At 63.7% G+C, this 17,448-nt stretch carries 10 protein-coding genes; 6 read left to right on the top strand and 4 right to left on the bottom strand.

Features of this window, described 5'->3' with window-relative positions:
- From ACX4ZE_RS04255 to ACX4ZE_RS04245, 3 genes are all read left to right on the top strand, one after another.
- On the top strand, nucleotides 1–3,904 hold a 3,904-nt coding region (locus ACX4ZE_RS04255; protein WP_480271933.1), incomplete at its 5' end, for an SDR family NAD(P)-dependent oxidoreductase.
- Nucleotides 3,905–4,564: 660 nt separating this feature from the next.
- Entirely contained in the window at nucleotides 4,565–11,014 is a 6,450-nt protein-coding gene (locus ACX4ZE_RS04250; protein WP_480271932.1) for a type I polyketide synthase, read from the top strand.
- On the top strand, nucleotides 11,011–12,411 hold the full coding sequence (locus ACX4ZE_RS04245; RefSeq protein WP_480271931.1) for an aminotransferase class I/II-fold pyridoxal phosphate-dependent enzyme: 1,401 nt from the start codon (nucleotides 11,011–11,013) through the stop codon (nucleotides 12,409–12,411). Before ACX4ZE_RS04250 ends, ACX4ZE_RS04245 begins: the two co-directional genes overlap by 4 nt.
- A 71-nt stretch (nucleotides 12,412–12,482) precedes the next feature.
- On the opposite strand, the gene ACX4ZE_RS04240 is transcribed toward ACX4ZE_RS04245, so the two are convergent.
- Nucleotides 12,483–13,391, bottom strand: a complete 909-nt coding sequence (locus ACX4ZE_RS04240) for a hydrogen peroxide-inducible genes activator (RefSeq protein WP_480271930.1) — start codon at nucleotides 13,389–13,391, stop codon at nucleotides 12,483–12,485.
- A 109-nt stretch (nucleotides 13,392–13,500) separates the two neighbouring features.
- Between ACX4ZE_RS04240 and ACX4ZE_RS04235 the strand changes: the two genes are divergently transcribed.
- From ACX4ZE_RS04235 to ACX4ZE_RS04225, 3 genes are all read left to right on the top strand, one after another.
- On the top strand, nucleotides 13,501–14,088 hold the full coding sequence (locus tag ACX4ZE_RS04235; protein ID WP_480271929.1) for a peroxiredoxin: 588 nt from the start codon (nucleotides 13,501–13,503) through the stop codon (nucleotides 14,086–14,088).
- An 81-nt stretch (nucleotides 14,089–14,169) separates the two neighbouring features.
- Nucleotides 14,170–14,709, top strand: coding sequence for an alkylhydroperoxidase, AhpD family (gene ahpD, locus ACX4ZE_RS04230; RefSeq protein WP_480271928.1), 540 nt, complete (start codon nucleotides 14,170–14,172; stop codon nucleotides 14,707–14,709).
- Nucleotides 14,710–14,824: 115 nt separating this feature from the next.
- The gene (locus ACX4ZE_RS04225) at nucleotides 14,825–15,523 is read left to right on the top strand and encodes a PhzF family phenazine biosynthesis protein (protein WP_480271927.1); all 699 of its coding nucleotides are present in this window, start codon (nucleotides 14,825–14,827) and stop codon (nucleotides 15,521–15,523) included.
- A gap of 9 nt (nucleotides 15,524–15,532) precedes the next feature.
- Here ACX4ZE_RS04225 and ACX4ZE_RS04220 read toward each other — a convergent pair whose 3' ends face one another.
- From ACX4ZE_RS04220 to ACX4ZE_RS04210, 3 genes are all read right to left on the bottom strand, one after another.
- Nucleotides 15,533–15,937, bottom strand: coding sequence for an RskA family anti-sigma factor (locus tag ACX4ZE_RS04220; protein ID WP_480271926.1), 405 nt, complete (start codon nucleotides 15,935–15,937; stop codon nucleotides 15,533–15,535).
- The gene (sigK, locus tag ACX4ZE_RS04215) at nucleotides 15,930–16,487 is read right to left on the bottom strand and encodes an ECF RNA polymerase sigma factor SigK (RefSeq protein ID WP_480271925.1); all 558 of its coding nucleotides are present in this window, start codon (nucleotides 16,485–16,487) and stop codon (nucleotides 15,930–15,932) included. The genes ACX4ZE_RS04220 and sigK overlap by 8 nt, the downstream gene beginning before the upstream one ends.
- A gap of 193 nt (nucleotides 16,488–16,680) precedes the next feature.
- Complete coding sequence (locus ACX4ZE_RS04210) at nucleotides 16,681–17,373, bottom strand: DUF5134 domain-containing protein (RefSeq protein ID WP_480271924.1); 693 nt, start codon at nucleotides 17,371–17,373, stop codon at nucleotides 16,681–16,683.
- Nucleotides 17,374–17,448 lie beyond the last annotated feature (75 nt).

Here is a 17,448-nt window from a genome sequence, read left to right as displayed (position 1 = left end):
ACCGCCGCTCGACCAGCTCCGTCGGTTCGGCACCCCCGACGGGTACGCCATGCTGGGTGACCAGCATCCTGGTGACACCACCAGCTGGCAGCTGAAGTTGAGTACGCAGGCGTTGCCGTGGCTGGTCGATCACGTGGTCGGTGGCACCAGGCTGCTGCCGGGTACGGGCTATCTGGACGCGGCCCTCAGTGCCGCGTTGGCGCGTACGGAGCCCACGGGGGTCGGGGTGGAGGATGTGCGGTTCGTGGCACCGTTGCTCATCAACGACAGCGAGTTGCCGGTCATGCGTCTGGATCTGGAGGAATCTACCCGCCGCTTCACTATCCGTTCGCGTGGCACGTCCGGCTCGGTGTGGACGATCCACGCCACCGGACGGCTGGTCGAAGGCACTTATGAGCAAATCCAGATCGATGTCCCGCCCACTGACGCGATGACCGAGGTCGATACGTCCGGTTTCTACACCATACTGGCCGCGAGCGGGCTCGACTATGGGCCGGAGTTCCAACGCGTCACCTCGTTGTGGGTCTCGGATACCACGGCGGTAGCCACCGTGGACGGCACCATCGCCCACGAGGCCCGCTATGCCGCACACCCCGCGATCGTCGACGCCGCTTTCCAGAGCGCAGCCATCCTGCTGGCCGGCTCGGCTCGCCCCGACAGTGGCGCCATGGTCCCGGTGGAGGTGCAACAGGTGCGGTTGGCCGCACCGCTGCCGGAGGAGATCACCGTGGTAGCGCGGCTGCGCCCTACCGATGAACAGAAGGCCGAGTCCGGTGCGCTAGTCGCGGACATCGACCTGTTGGATGCGGACCACAATACGTGTGCGCAGGTTGTGGGGGTGAGGTTCGGGCCGATTTCGCCGCGCCCAGCACCGCTGCAGCGAATGACGGACTTCTTCTACGAAGAAGTCTGGGAAACGCGTGATCCCGTCGATCCCGCCACCCTGCCCTCCACCGGGAATCTGTACAGCCTGATCGTGATGTTGGACACCGCGCCGAACCCGGCCGCCGAACAGATCCTGCGCATCACCGCACCCGATTCGGCAGGCACCGAATTGTTCGTCGTGGGCGACCCTGGCCGCGAAGACCTGGAAACCGAACTGACCGAACAGCTACAGGCCGCCCGAGCCCGCGAAGGTGTCGAACGGTTGCATGTGGTGGTAGTCGCGGGCACCGGCTATGACGACCTGGACAGCCTGTGGACCCTACGCCGCATCGCGGTAACCACTGAGAAGTTCGTCGAAACTTGGCAAGAAGAACGCGGGATCGAGCAAGAAAATCTCGACGCCATGCTCAGCCACGGTGACGAAAACTGCTACGCCTCGCTGATCACCGAGCATGCCCTCACTCACCCAGAGTGCGATACCGCACCGGACCCGAGTCAGGCCGCATTGGCCGGTGCTCATCGGGTGCTGCTCAATGAACAGACTCGGTTGCGGTGGCGGCTGATCGATCTCGACGACCAGGTCACCGACGACACTCTCGCCGCGGAGTTGACGATTCCCGGCTCGTTCGCCCACGGCTACGCTGTCGACGAGGTTTTCCTGCGCGACGGGAACCGGTGGAGCACCGTGGTGCAACGCACGCTACAGGAACGTCTCGATGCTCTCGACCAGCCGGCGCCACTGAACGACCCGGAAGTCAACTTCCGCCTGGAGCTGCCCAAAACCAAGTCCATAGGTTTTTCCCAGCTGGGGTGGCGGCAATGCGACAGGCGTGCGCCCGGCCCTGGTGAGGTCGAGGTGAAGATGACCGCGGTCGGTCTCACCTACAAGGACGCGATGAAAGTCATGGGCGTGCTCGGCGAGCGCGAACTCGCCGACACCTACTATGGCGTCGCGCCAGGGATGGAAGGCGCCGGGGTGGTCGTCCGCGTCGGCGCGGGCGTCACCGAAGTCGAGGTCGGAAACAAGGTCTCCGTGCTCTACAAAGGCATGATCCGCCGCTATAACACCCTCAGCGCGGACAGAGTGTACCTCTTCGACAATAGCTTCGAACCCGGATGGATCAGCAGTTCCACCGCGTTCCTCTCCGCAGTGTACGCACTGCTGGAGATGGCCCGGTTGGAGCCGGGTGAGACAGTGCTGGTGCACGGTGCCGCCGGTGGGGTCGGCTCGGCAGCAGTACAGGTCGCGAAAGCACACGGTGCTCGCGTGATCGGTACCGCGAGCACCGAAGAACGCCGTGCCTACGTGCTCGAACAGGGTGCCGACTATGCGGTGAACTCTCGATCATTGAACTTCGTCGACAAAGTTCGCGCCCACACCGACGGCAGGGGCGCGGACGTGGTGATCAGCACGGCACCCGGAGAAATCCTGATCCACAATTTCGACGCGGTCGCGGAATTCGGGCGCATCGTCGAGCTCGGCAAGGCCGACACCTATTTCGGCGGTGTACTCGAGCTGCGCCGCTTCACCAAGAACCTGACATATTTCTCGGTCGACCTCGACCGGATGCTGGAGAAGCGGCCAGAACGGTTCATTCATCTTGTTATGACGGTGAACCGCCGATTCGGCGATGGCTCCTATCGGCCACTGCCCTACAAAATGTATGACACCGCCGAGGTCGGGCAGGCTTTCGAAGACGTGGCACGTTCCACCCGGATCGGGCGAGTGGTGCTGAACCTGGCCGATGAAGCGCCGTTGGTACGGCCACCGATCCCGGAGGTCGTCATCGATTCCGACGCGCAGTACCTGATCACTGGTGGCTTCGGAGGATTCGGCCTGGCGATCGGCCGCTGGCTGGTGAACAAGGGCGCCCGCCAGCTGACTCTGCTCGGTCGCCAGGGCGCCACTACCGGTGCCGCCCACAACCAGCTCGCCGAATGGAAACACAATGGCATCGAGGTGGTCACCGAAATGGTCGACGTATCCGATGCCGACGCGATCGCCGCGGTGATCGCCCGTGCCGACACCTCCGAACATCCATTGCGGGGCATCTTCCACACTGCGGGCATGCTGGACGACAAGCGCATCGGTGATATGGAGCCCGCCGGCCTGGCCAAAGTGTTCCAGCCCAAGCTCGCCGGGGCGCGCGCGCTGTGGAACGGTGCCGTGGCGGCCGGGGTTCGGCTGGACCAGTTCGTCCTGTTCTCCTCCGGCTCCGACCTCTTCGGCGCTATCGGTCAATACTCCTACGTCTCTGCCAATCTCGCGATCGAAGCGTATGCGGAGGCGCTGGCCCGCCAAGGTGCCCCCGTATTGGCGGTTGGCTGGGGCCACATGACCGGCGGGGGTATGACCGCAACCGACGAGAATCTCGCTCGCTATCTGACCACCATCGGATTCGATCCCATGGACATGGACGAGGGAGCACTGTATCTGGAGCAGGCATTGCGACTCGGCATCCCCAGAGCGATCATATTCCCGATCGACTGGAAGCGAGTCTCGCTCAACAAAGGAATACAGGCGGCCGTGACCGGTCGACTAGAGGGCATGATCGCGGCCGCCGCACAGCACGATTCGGCCGCTGCCCGGTTACGGGCCGAGCTCGTCGCGCTTGACGAAGCCAAGCGCAAGGATGTGGTAGCGCATATGCTCGCCGAGCAGCTGGCGAAGGTAATGGGGGTGCCGGCCGAGTCGATCGACCTTACTGTGCCGGTGCCGGAACTGGGGTTGGACTCGCTCATGGCGGTCGAATTCGGCTCGGTGGTCAACCAATCCCTGGATATCGATCTGATGACGCTGAAGCTCGGGAGGTCGTTCAGCCTAGAGCAGGCCGGTGACACCATAGCCGAGGCAATCGTCAAAGGCACCAGTTCGACAACCACACCAACCGACACCACCACAACCGAAACAATCACCGAAGACACCAATTCGACAACCACACCAACCGACACCACCACAACCGAAACAATCACCGAAGACACCAATTCGACAACCACACCAATCGGCAGCCCCACATGACAACAGAACCCCATTATGGCCGGGTCCGCACAAGGCACAATACGTAAGCTGCCGACGCACCGAATATTTTTGCGCCAGTCGCGGAAGCACCGAGTGCCATAACATCGAAACCCTCACAGTGGGCGGTGCCATCGCACTGATACCGAGACCTCGGCAGTCGATTCGCCGATCAACTTGACATACGATGACCGGCTTGCGAACTTCAGCTACCCGCCGATCTCGTATATGAAATCTGGCGAATCAACCGGCGCACCAGCGAGTTGAGTAAGTCTACTTCAGCACAACAGCTTCAAGCGCGACAGTTCGACGTAATACGATTCCCCTTTATCGCCACCTCAACAGGACCCGACCACCTCGTACACCGCAGCGTACCGAGCAGGGGCGACCGAACGGGGGATTTTACGTATATACATATGAATATGACAGCATGATAACAGATCCAGAGGTAATAGTAGTATCACAGCGCATTTTCGTAGTAATTATTTCGATATCCCATGGTGCCCATGACCAGTGGTACATTCGCCCTTGATGCCAGGAATACTTGGCGCCAGGAAATAGACAAACCTTCCTGGCGCCAGCTGTTTTGATGCCCTGCGTCTGCTCTGCCAATGAAGACTGGGCTACACGGACGCGATATTCGATTCTGCCCGGGAGTCAACTGTGTCTGATATTGCGATTGTCGGTATCGGCTGCCGATATGCCGGCGGCGTCCAATCCCCGGAAACGTTCTGGGATCTCGTGGTCAACAAACGCGACGGGGTGCGGGAGGTCCCACCCGAGCGCTGGGACTGGCGACGCTTCTACGACCCCGACAAACGCACACCCGCTCGGGCGTATACTAAACGGGCGGCGTTCATGTCCAGCGATCCGTGGGCATTCGACCCGGACTTCTTCGGTATCTCACCGCGCGAGGCAGCGTCGATGGACCCCTCACAGCGGCAGGTACTCGAAGTGGCGTGGGAGGCGTTCGACGACGCCGGGATCGCAGGCCGGATCACGGGGGCCTCCCTGGGGGTGTATGTCGGGGCGTTCACTCTGGATCAGCTGGCTGTGCTGTCCACACCGCAGGCACTGCCATTTATCGATATGCACTCGGCGAGTAGTGCGTCGTACACGATGCTGTCCAATCGGCTGGCGTACGCGCTCAATCTGCTCGGGCCGGCCGTGACGGTGGATACCGCGTGTTCGTCGTCGTTGGTCGCGTTGCATCTGGCGTGTCAGGGTATCGACAGCGGGGATTGTGAGATGGCCGTGGCCGGTGGGGTGAGCGTGCTGGCGCGGCCGGAACCGTTCATTTCGATGTGTAAGGGGGGGTTTCTGGCTGCGGATGGGCGGAGTAAGTCGTTCGATGCGGCTGCTGATGGGTATGGGCGTGGTGAGGGTGTGGGGATGGTGGTGTTGAAGAAGTTGTCGGCCGCGCAGCGGGATGGGGATCGGATCTATGCGGTGATCAAGGCGACGGGGTCGAATCAGGATGGGCGTACGACCGCGATCACGGTGCCGAATGCGGATATGCAGGAGGCGTTGGCCAGGGATGTCGCTCGGCAGGCGGGGATCGCGCCGGGTGAGGTGACGTATGTGGAGGCGCATGGGACGGGGACTCCGGTGGGGGATCCGTTGGAGTTGCGGGCGATCGGTCGTACGTATGGTGCGGTGGAGGGGCGTAGTGTGCCGTTGGGGGTGGGGTCGGTGAAGGCGCAGTTGGGGCATACCGAGGCGGCGTCGGGGATCGCGAGTGTGATCAAGTCGGCGTTGGCGGTGTCGAAGCGGGTCATTCCGCCGCAGGGGTGGTTGGATACTCCGAATCCGGATATTCCGTTCGAGGAGTTGAATGTCCGGTTGCAGTTGGAGACCGAGGAGGTCGGTCCGGAGGTCGATCGGGTCACTATCGCGGTCAACGGTTTCGGTTACGGTGGCACGAACGCGCACGCCATCCTGCAGGAATACCACCCGCCCACCCCCACCAGCGGAAACGGCGCGGGCAGGAAAACGAAACACCGGAAACCGAACCAGCGGGAGCCGAAACACTATGGGGTGTTGCCGCTTTCGGCGCGTAGCGAGCAGGCGGTGCGAGACCTGGCGCGCGGCTTCATCGAGCGGGTCGCGGCGGGCGCGGATGTGGGTTGGTTGGCCGAGGCGGCGTGGACGCGGCGTAGCCATCATCCGTTCCGAGCCGGGATTCCCTTCGCCGACGATACCGGGCTGGTGCAGGGCCTGGCCGAATTCGGCGAGGGCGCTCGGTCGGTGAAGCGGACGGTAACGAGTAAGGTTCCCGAGCCGGTGTTCGTGTTCACCGGGATGGGGCCGCAGTGGTGGGCGATGGGCCGCGGACTGCTAAAGGCCGGCGGTGTTTTCGCCGAAGAGGCGGCTCGGATCGATGCGGAATTCCAGACCATCGCAGGCTGGTCGATCGTCAAGGAGCTGTTGCGCTCGGAGAAGCGGTCGCGGGTGACGAGTACGGTGGTGGCGCAGGCGGGGAATTTTGTGGTGCAGGTGGGGTTGTGTGCGGTGTTGCGGGAGTTGGGTATTCGGCCTGCGGTGGTGGTGGGGCACAGTGTGGGTGAGGTGGCCGCGGCGTATGTGTCGGGGGTGTTGTCGTTGCGGGAGGCGTTGTTGGTGGGGTATCACCGGGCGCGGTTGCAGGCTGCTACCGCGGGGTCGGGGGGGATGTTGGCGGTCGGGTTGCCGTTGGCGGAGGCGCAGGATCTGGTCGCTGGTGATGGTCGGGTGGATATCGCGGCGGTCAACAGTCCTTCGGCGGTGACTTTGGCCGGGGAGGTGGCGCGTTTGGACGAGATCGCTGAGTCTCTTACCGAGGACGGGGTTTTCGCCAGGCGGTTGCAGGTGGAGGTGCCGTATCACAGTCATCTGATGGATCCGATCCTCGCGGAGTTCCGTGAGGTGTTGGCCGATATCCGGCCTGCGGCGCCGCGGGTGCCGTTGTATTCCACTGTCACCGGTACTCGGGTGACCGAGGGGCAGTGGGATGGTGAGTATTGGTGTGCGAATGTGCGTCAGAGTGTGCGGTTCGCTGATGCGGTGGGTGAGCTCGTCGGTGCGGGGAGTCGGGTGTTCGTGGAGATCGGTCCGCATCCGGTGTTGGGCGCTAATATTCGTGAGATCCTGCGTGGGGCCGGGGAGACCGGCACTACCATCGCGACGCTGCACCGCAAACAGGACGACGCCGACAGTATCCGGCAGGTCTTCGCTGGTTTGTATGCCGCGGGGGTGTTGGATATCGAGGCGTTGTTCGCTGATCTGCCGTCCCCGACCCCGCATATCGACCTGCCGGTCTATCCATGGCAGAACACCCACCTCCGCAACGAATACCCGATCGACCTGACCCATCGGTTCGGCACCCCGGACACATACGATCTGTTGGGCGACCCTGATCCGGACGACAGCACCAGTTGGCAGTTGCAGTTGAGCACTCAGGCGTTGCCGTGGCTGGACGATCACGTGATCGGCGGCACCCGGGTGATGCCGGGGACGGGCTATCTGGATATGGCCTTGAGCGCCGCCTTGCAGCGCGGCGAGTCCAACCAGGCCAGTGTGGAGGACGTGCGCTGGGTGGCCCCGCTGGTCGTCAGCGACGGTGAAACGCCGATCATGCGATTGGATCTGGAAGAAGTGACCCGCCGCTTCACCATCCGCTCCCGCGGTGTGGGCGACACGAACTGGACAATCAATGCCACCGGCCGGTTGGTCGAAGGTGCTTTCAACGAGATCAAGGCCGATATCCCCCACGCAGAACAAACAGCCGCGGTCGACCCGACCGAGTTCTATGCCACCCTAGCCTCGCACGGGCTCGAGTACGGGCCGATGTTCCAGCGCGTCACCTCGCTCCGGGTCTCGGACACGACGGTGGTGAGTACCCTGGACGGCTCCATCGCCTCCGAGGGCCGATACGCGGCGCACCCGGCGATCGTCGATGCCGCTGTACAGACCACCTCCATGCTGCTCGTAGGCACCCGCAGCAAGGATGAAGGGGCCTTGGTCCCGGTGGAGGTGCGCGGGGTGCGCCTGCTGGCGCCGCTGCCGGAGGAGGTCGTGGTGGTGGCGCGACTCACGTCATCCAGTACGTCGTCCAGCGAGCCGATCACCGACATCGACCTACTCGACGCCGATCACAACGTCTGCATGCGAATCATCGGGTTGAAGTTCGGGTCCATCTCGCCGCGCCCAGCCCCGATACAACGCATGATCGACTTCTTCTACGAGGAAGTCTGGGAGGCACGCGATCCCATTGATCCCGAAGCCCTGCCGACAACCGAGAATTTGTACACCCTGGTCGTGATGCTGGACACCACGGCGAACCCGACCGCCGAGCAGATCCTGCGTATCACCAAGCCCAGTTCGGCCGGCGCGGAGCTATTCGTCGTCGGTGATCCGAGTCGCGAGGACCTGGAAGCCGAACTGGCCCGGCGCCTCCGGTCGGTCTACACCCGCGACGGCGTCGACCGCCTGCACGTGGTAGTGGTAGCCGGCACCGGCTACGACGACCTGGACACTCTGTGGACGCTGCGCCGGATCGCGGTGACCGCAGAGGAATTCCTCGACATGTGGGAGAAGGAACACAAGATCCAGCGGGGACTCCTTGGCGACGACAACTACTACACCTCGTTGGTCACCAAGAACGCCTTCTCCCCTCCAAGGGATGAAGCCCTACCCAATGCGAGTCATGCCGCGCTGGTCGGCGCCCAACGAGCGCTGCTCACCGAGCAGACATGGTTGCGTTGGCGGCTGATCGACCTCGACGGCGTGGTCACCGACACCGATCTCGCCGCCGAGCTGACGATTCCCGGTGCCTTCACCTACGATCACTCCGACGAGGTGTTCCTGCGTGACGGGACGCGGTGGGTCACGGTGGTGAAACGGACACTGCAAGACCGTCTCGACAAATTCGATGAACCTACGCCACTGACCGACCCGGAAGCCAACTTCCGGTTGGAGCTGCCCCGAGCCAAGACCTTCTCCCAAATCGGCTGGCGACAATGCGACCGGCCCGAGCCCGGTCCCGGCGAAGTCGAGGTGGAAATGGGCGCGGTCGGCCTCGAATACAAAGACGCGATGAAGGCTATCGGCGTGCTCGGCGAGCGCGAACTCGGCGACACCTACTACGGCCTCGAACCCGGTACGGAGGCTGCGGGCATTGTCGTCCGCGTCGGCCCTGGCGTCACTGAATTCGAGGTCGGCAACAAAGTCACGACATTCCGCAAGGGCATGGTCCGTCGCTACAACACGCTCAGCACGGACAGGACGTTACGCGTCGGGGACGACGCAGATGTCGGCTGGGTCGGCAGTTTCGTCTCGTTCCTCGTGGCAGAGCATTCGCTGCTGGAACTGGCCCGGCTGCAGCCCGGTGAGACGGTGTTGGTGCACGGCGCGGCAGGCGGGGTCGGCTCAGCGGCGGTGCGGATCGCGAAACTGCACGGCGCACGAGTGATCGGTACCGCAAGCACCGACGCGCGCCGCGCCTACGTGCTCGAACAGGGCGCCGACCGTGCCGTGCACTCACGATCCTTGGATTTCGTCGACGAGGTTCTGGCATTCACCGAAGGCCGGGGAGCCGACATAGTGATCAGCACAGCACCCGGAGAAATCCTGGTCCAGAACTTCAACGTGGTCGCCGAGTTCGGACGCATCGTCGAGCTCGGCAAGGCCGAAATCTACTTCGGTGGCGCGTTGGAAATGCGACTGTTCGACAAGAACATGGCATATTTCTCGGTCGACCTCGACCGGACGATGAAGCAGCGGCCGAGACAGATCATCGAAGGCATCGGCAGGGTGTGCGGCCGGTTCAATGACGGCACCTATTGCCCACTGCCCTTCGAGATGTACGGCACCGCCGATGTCACACGCGCTTTCGAAGAGGTCGCACGCTCCACCCGGCTCAACCGTGTCGTCCTACAGTTGATGGAGGAGACACCGCCGCTGGTGCGCCCACAGATTCCCGACGTGGTCATCGATCCCGGCTCGCGGTATCTGATCACCGGCGGGTTCGGCGGATTCGGCTTGGCCCTCGGCCGCTGGCTGGTCCGCAAAGGCGCCCGCCACCTGACCCTGCTCGGGCGTAGCGGCGCCACTACCGACGAGGCCCGCAAACAACTCGCCATCTGGGAGCATCAGGGCATCGATGTGGTCACCGAACTGGCCGACGTGACCGACCTAGAGACGATCGCCGCGGTGGTCGCGCGAGCACACTCCCCTGAGCACCCATTGAAAGGCGTCATCCACACTGCGGGCGTACTGGACGACAAACGCATCGGCGTAATGGACCGCGCCAGCCTGGCCAAGGTGTTCCAACCCAAACTCTCCGGTGCGCGCGCGTTGTGGAACGGTATCGTCGCGGCCGGGGCCCAACTGGACCATTTCGTCCTGTTCTCCTCCGGTAGCTCTCTCTTCGCTGGTATCGGCCAATACTCCTACACCGCGGCCAACATCGCGATCAACGCCTACGCCGATGCACTCGCCCGACAGGGTGCCCCCGTGCTGGCGGTCGGCTGGGGCCATATGGCCGGCGCGGGCATGCTGACCGGCGACGAGAATCTCACCCGCTACCTGATCAACGCCGGATTCGACCCCTTCGACATCGAAGACGGACCACAGTATCTGGAAGAAACACTGCGACTCGGCGCTACCCGAGTCAATCTCTTCCCGATCACCTGGTCCCGTGTCGCGGTCGCCGGTGGACCACAGGTAGCTGCAACGGGCCGACTCGAGGATATGGTCGCGGCTGCGGTGCAGCATGATTCGGCCGCTGTCCGACTGCGCGCCGAGCTCACCGCCCTCGACGAAGCCCAACGCAAAGATGTCGTCGCGTACATACTCGCCGAGAACCTGGCGACAGTGATGGATGTGCCCGCCGAATCCATCGACCTGACCGTGCCTGTCCCAGAACTGGGACTGGACTCGCTCATGGCTGTCGAATTCGGCTCGTTGGCGACCCAAACCCTGGACGTCGACTTGATGACGCTCAAGCTCGGGCGTTCGTTCAGCCTGGAACAAGCCGGCGCTGCGGCTGCTGAGGCGATCGTCCGAGGCACCGGCTCGACAGGTCTGCCGATCGCATCGTCCGAAACCCCAAAGGCATTGGAGACACCAGCATGACCGAGTCCGCACAGGATCTGGCGCGTCGACTGTTGACGAGCAACAGCACCGACACAACCACGAAGACCACGTCGGCCGCGAAAGCCCCGAAGCCCACGGCATCCAAACCCGCGCGGCCCCCGGTACGCCCGCGCAGAGGACCGGGCAAACAGTTCGTCGATCACCCAGAGATGGCGACGGCCACGCAGAGGCGGGTGCTACACGCCGCGACGCAGGAAAGCGACGAGCTGCCGTCCACGTTGTTCCTGACTCGAACCGGAATGAACGACACGTTGACTCGGGTCACGGACCCGAGGCTCGCCGACACCGACCTGGTGAATTTCAATACCTATGATTACCTGGCTCTGCACAACCACCCTCGGGTGTGCGAGGGCGCCAAACAAGCGATCGATCAGTACGGTGCCTCCGCCGCGGCCAGCCGCCCTGTCGGCGGCCAGATCCAGCTTCAACTGGATCTGGAGCAACGATTGGCCGGCCTCTATGGTGTCGGCGCCGCGATGATGGCACCCAGCGGCTACCTGACCAACGCCGGTGTCATCGGATACCTGCTCACGCCGGGCGATGTCGCGATCTGCGACGAACTGATCCACGCCAGCGTGATCTCCGGCGTGCAATGGTCCGGCGCGCGGCGACTCACCTTCCGGCACAACGATCCCGACTCACTGCGCACGGTGCTGCGGACTTCGCGCAATACCTTCGACCGTGCTCTGGTGATAGTGGAAGGGCACTACAGCATGGACGGCACCGTCGGCCGGGTTTCCGAAGTAGCCGCTATCGCCCGCGAATACGACTGCGCGGTCATGGTTGACGAAGCCCACTCGATCGGCATCTTCGGCGAGCACGGCCACGGAATCCGTGAACACTACGACATGCCCGGCGACGCGGTGGACATCTGGATGGGATCACTATCGAAAGCACTGGCCAGCTGCGGTGGATATATCGCAGGCGACGCCGAGCTCATCGATACGATCCGATTCGGCGCGCCGGCCTTCCTCTACACCGGCGGCCCGGCCCCCGCCACCCTGGGCGCCGTACAAGCGGCACTGGACGTGTTGGAGGACGAGCCGCAACGACTGTCCCGGTTATGGGCCAATGCCGCACAGTTCCATACCCTGCTCACCGAACGCGGCCTGGATGTCGGTATCTCCGAGGGCACCCCGATCTGCCCGGTCATCGTGCCGGGCGAACTCCGTATCGCCTTCGCCTCTTCCTCGCTGTTGCGTCGCGGCGTCTACGGCAACTTCATTCTCAGCCCGACAGTCCCCTCGGGCCGAGAACGGCTGCGGTTCTTCCTGACCTCGGAACACACACCAGACCAACTGGTTTCGACCGCCGACCTGATCGTAGAGGCAGTAGACCAGGCGAAACAGATCCCAGATATCGCTTTCAGCATCTAGCGAACACGGTCGACCGCACCTGCCGGACCGAGCCGATCGCCCGTCCGCCGCTCAGACCGACCCGTCCGCGCCTACCTCGGTCGCTGGGTGCGGACGAGGGTGGCCAAGTATTCATAATCCTCGGTGTGGGCACTGGATGCGCGGAAGGCCAAGCCTATAGTGCGACCAGGGGCGGGCTCGGCGAAGCGCGCGACAGCCAGCCTCCCACGGGCAGTCTCCGCCGCGACAGCCATCTCCGGTATCAGGGTGACGCCGAGCCCGCCCACGACGCACTGCACGGCGGTCGTCATAGAAGCAGCTCTGGTGTCGCCGATAGCGGCGGGGTGTACGTCGGCCGAGCGGCACACCTCGAGAGTCTGGTCACGTAAGCAGTGCCCCTCATCCAGCAGCAGCAACGGCTGCGCGTCCAGTATCGATACCGCGAGGCCGGTGCGCCCGGCCAACTCGTGGCCGCACGGGGTGACCAGGACGAATTCTTCGGAATAGAGCGGGATCTCGACCAGGCCGGGCATGTTGTTGGGGACAGCCAATATCGCGACATCCAGCACGCCGGTGCGTAGGCCGTCCAACAGCCGCGCGGTCTGGTCCTCGATGATCTGCGGACGCAGCGCGGGCAATCGTTCACACAGCTCTGGCAGCAGCCCGGGCAGGATGTAGGGGGCTATCGTCGGAATGATACCCATCCGCAGCGGGCCGCCGAGTCCATCACCGGTCGCCGAGGCGACGAAACGGTCGGCGGCCTCCAGCGCGGCCGTCGCGTTGGGGAGCAAGCGCATCCCAGCAGCAGTCACCAGCACTCGTCTGGTGCTCCGTTCGATCAGCTGGAGCCCAAGTCCGTTTTCGAGCGCCGCAAGCGCCTGCGATAGCGTGGGCTGGCTCACAGTGAGCCGAGCTGCGGCAGTACCGAAGTGGCGATATTCCGCGATGGCCACGAACGCACGCAGCTGTGACAGGGTTGGCTGATAAATCTGATCAGTCACGCCTATAAGTTTAGTTCAATTGATCACCTTTGCCTTTTGCCGCCCTTTCGGCAAGATGGCTTCAGAGCTTTCGCACACACTGCCAACCCGACATGACGAGGAGACGAGCATGGCCCTGCTGACCATCGGCGACCAATTCCCGGCGTACAACCTCACCGCAGTCATCGGCGGTGACCTGTCCAAGGTCGACGCTCAGCAGCCAGATGACTACTTCACCCAGATCACCAGCGACGACCATGCAGGCAAGTGGCGGATCGTCTTCTTCTGGCCGAAGGACTTCACCTTCGTGTGCCCCACGGAGATCGCCGCGTTCGGCAGACTCGACGACGAGTTCGCCGACCGAGACGCACAAGTACTCGGCGTATCAGTCGACAACGAGTTCGTGCACTTCCAGTGGCGCGCTCAGCACGAGGATCTCAAGACGCTTCCTTTCCCCATGCTCTCCGATCTCAAACGCGAACTGGCCACGGCCACCGGTGTGCTGAACGCAGACGGCGTCGCCGACCGCGCCACCTTCATCATCGACCCGAACAACGAAATCCAGTTCGTATCGGTCACCGCGGGGTCGGTGGGCCGCAATGTCGAGGAAGTGCTGCGCGTACTGGACGCGCTGCAGTCCGACGAGCTGTGCGCCTGCAACTGGAAGAAGGGTGACCCGACCATCAACGCCGGTGAACTCCTGGCCGCCAGCGTCTGAGAATTGTGGCGCATCCAGGTTTCCCGGATGCGCCACACAGAGACCCACCACAGAGACCACCGAGAACAGAGGAACCATCGCATGAGCATTGAGAACTTGAAGAACTCCCTTCCAGGGTATGCCAAGGACCTCAAGCTCAACCTGTCATCGATCACGCGAACCACTGTGCTGAACGAGCAACGACTGTGGGGCACGCTGCTAGCGGCGGCGGCCGCGACCCGGTCGACGACCACGCTGCGGGAGATCGCAGAAGAAGCCGCCGACGTGTTGTCGGCGCAAGCCTACGATGCCGCGCTCGGCGCAGCCTCGATCATGGGCATGAACAATGTGTTCTACCGGGGCAAGGCGTTTCTCGATGGCCGCTATGATGATCTACGGGCCGGGCTGCGCATGCAGATCATCGGCTCCCCCGGCGTCGACAAGGCCGACTTCGAGCTCTGGTCGTTCGCGGTCTCGTCGATCAATGGCTGCGCGCACTGCTTGGAGGCGCACGAGCACACGTTGCGTGAGGCGGGCATCTCCCGCGAGGTGATTTTCGAAGCGCTGCGCGCTGCCGCCATCGTGGCCGGAGTCGGTCAGGCGGTGCAATCGACCGAGACACTCAGCACAGCAGCGATCTGATACCGCCCCGACGGCCACGTGAATCCGCCACCCTGTTCACGAACGAGGCCGCAGCGGGTTTCCATGTCGGTTCGGACAGCGACTCATCCCAGAACACCAGGTAGGCTCAGCGCACATGGGCACTCAGGTTGATGTGGTGCGAGTATTCACTGATGCCGCCGGACGATTCGGCAACGAACTCGGTATCGCCAAGGCCGCCGAGGTAGCCGAAGCCGATCGTCAGGCGTTGGCCACGAAGGCCGGGTACAGCGAAACGGTGGTGGTCGAAGAACCGGGCGACGGCGTCGCCGACGTACGTATCTTCACCCCTGTGCTGGAGCTCCCGTTCGCCGGGCACCCTTTGGTAGGGACGGCATGGTGGTTCGCTTCCCGAGGCATCCCGGCGCGGACCCTGACCGTCCCCGCCGGACCGGTCGCGGTGGAGCTGACCGACGGGTTGACCTGGATCACCGCGCGCGGTACATGGGCACCCGAGTTCACCTTCCACCAACTCGATGACACCGAGGAATTGGCGACACTACGAGCGGACGACTTCTCCGACGGCCCGCACTATCTGTGGACCTGGATCGACGAGCATCGCGGTGCACTGCGCTCACGCATGTTCGCGCCGACCATGGGTATCGCCGAAGACGAGGCTACTGGCGCCGCGGCCATAGCATTGACCGCATTGTTGCGGCAAAGCCTGATCATCACCCAGGGCCAGGGCTCCCAGTTGTTCACTCAGTGGGATTCCGACGGCTGGGTGCACCTGGGCGGGCATGTCGTCGCCGATCATGCGGTAGAGATCCGCATTCCTGACACGAGCAGCCGATAGGACGTACGCCTAGTACGCAGCCGTCGGGTCCGGCGGCGGGCCGGTGACATGGGCGGTCATGCGCCACGCACCGAACATCAGACACACGAACGCGACGATCGGCACCGCCCACCACAGCGGCCCCTGCCACGTTAAGGCCCGTGTCACCCGCTTCCTGGCCCTGTTGCCGGGCAACGCCGCGAGGATACGGTCTTCCAGACCTGGCGGCGGCGCGCACGCGTCGAGTACAGCCAGTCGTCCCATGATGTCACGCACCTGCCAGACGGTATCGGAGAACGCCTGCCGCACGGCCGGGTCCGCACCCGCCAAGCGCGCATCTATTCGTCTGCGCTCGATATCGGCGACCGCGTCCAGCGCGCACGGATAAGCGAAATCGACGAGGTCCGCGTCCGACTGCGGCGAAGTATCAGCCATCGGTGCCTTCTTCGGACAAACACTTCTCCAATCTCTTCAGCCCATCACGAATACGGGACTTGACCGTGGGCAACGGCACCGAGAGCTGGTCGGCGACCTCACGATAGGTTCGCCCGCTGTAGTACGCCAGTGCGATCGCTTCGCGCTGGGTAAGGGTCAGTGTTCGCAGACACCGCACCACCTGTTGCTCTTCGATGTGCTGTGTTACCGATTCGGCGACCACATCGTGGTCGCGGCACAGTTGCTCATGCGCGTAGGCCAGGTCCCGGTTGATGGCCGAACTCTCCGCGCGGACCCGGTCCACCGCACGCCGGTGCGCAAGCATCATGATCCACCCCACCGGGCTTGCCAGGGTAGCGTCATAGCGATCGGCCATCGACCATACTTGGAGATAGACCTCTTGAGTCACCTCTTCCGCGGCGGCGTGGCTACGCAAAATGCGCACCGTCAGCCCAAATACCCGCGAGCTGGTGAGCTGATAGAACTCGGTGAAAGCACCACGATCACCCGCACCGGTCGCCGCGAGCAATGCCGTCAGTTTGCGGGTCATGAGCCGGGCCGACGTCGGCCTGTGCTCGACAGGCAGCGGACACGCAGACCCGGCGTCATCTGCTTCTCCCCGCCTCTGTGGCGGATCGCCGGACCGATGTGCTGGAGCAGAGCCGTGTTCATCGCCAGCGGCCGAATCCCGTGCCTGCATAGACAGGGGTTCGGTATACACTGCGGGTCGGATTGGTCTCCGGTCAACCAGAAACCGCGGCAACCAGCATATAGGCGCTGCCCACATCCATCACCACATGTGGAAGCACGTCCCAGGTCCGGACATGCCTGGTTATAGCTGCGACGCATCCACCGCAACGGATCAGCGAGCCGAGCAGCCCCCGTGTGTGCCCAGAAGTAGATGCGGAGCGGACAGCGGCCACGACGAACAGCGCATCGAGCAGAAACAGCGCCGCGAGACCGAGCGCGGGACCGGCAGCGGGACCGCCTGCCTGTCCGGCAGCGTGACCGGACATCGCGTAGAGCATCGCGGCGGCGGCCACGGTGTGATACCCGAGCGGAGCCAGCCGACCGATCGGCGGCGGGTCGCCCTGTACGGCGTGCTCTGCCACACGAGCTACCAGCAGCCCGGAGAAGACCACGACCATCGCGATCAGCACGCCGTGCAGCGCGTGTGGGCTTGCACCGGAGGGAAACAACAGCATGGCGAGCATGACCAAGCACATCGCCAAATGCGCCGCGTCGGATTCGGAGTGTCCAGCTTCCTCCGCATGCGATCGGGGCCAGGGCGCGCTTGCCTCGACCGAATAGTTCGGCCTACCCGACAGTGGTGGCACGAGCGCCACCACCCGCGCCACCAGGATTACCGAAGCAACCAGGAACGCCGCTAGTACCGCCCACCGCAGCGCGACGTACTCTTGCACGAATTGCGTCACGCCCCACCGCCTCTCGTGACGACTGCCGGCGCCGTCACCTCACTATGCTCGCATCTCGTGGTGGCCGGAACGCTC

It is taken from the genome of Nocardia sp. TBRC8007, assembly GCF_056629435.1.
Note: the sequence above shows the minus strand (reverse complement) of the source record. Positions and strands in the feature narration are given on the sequence as shown.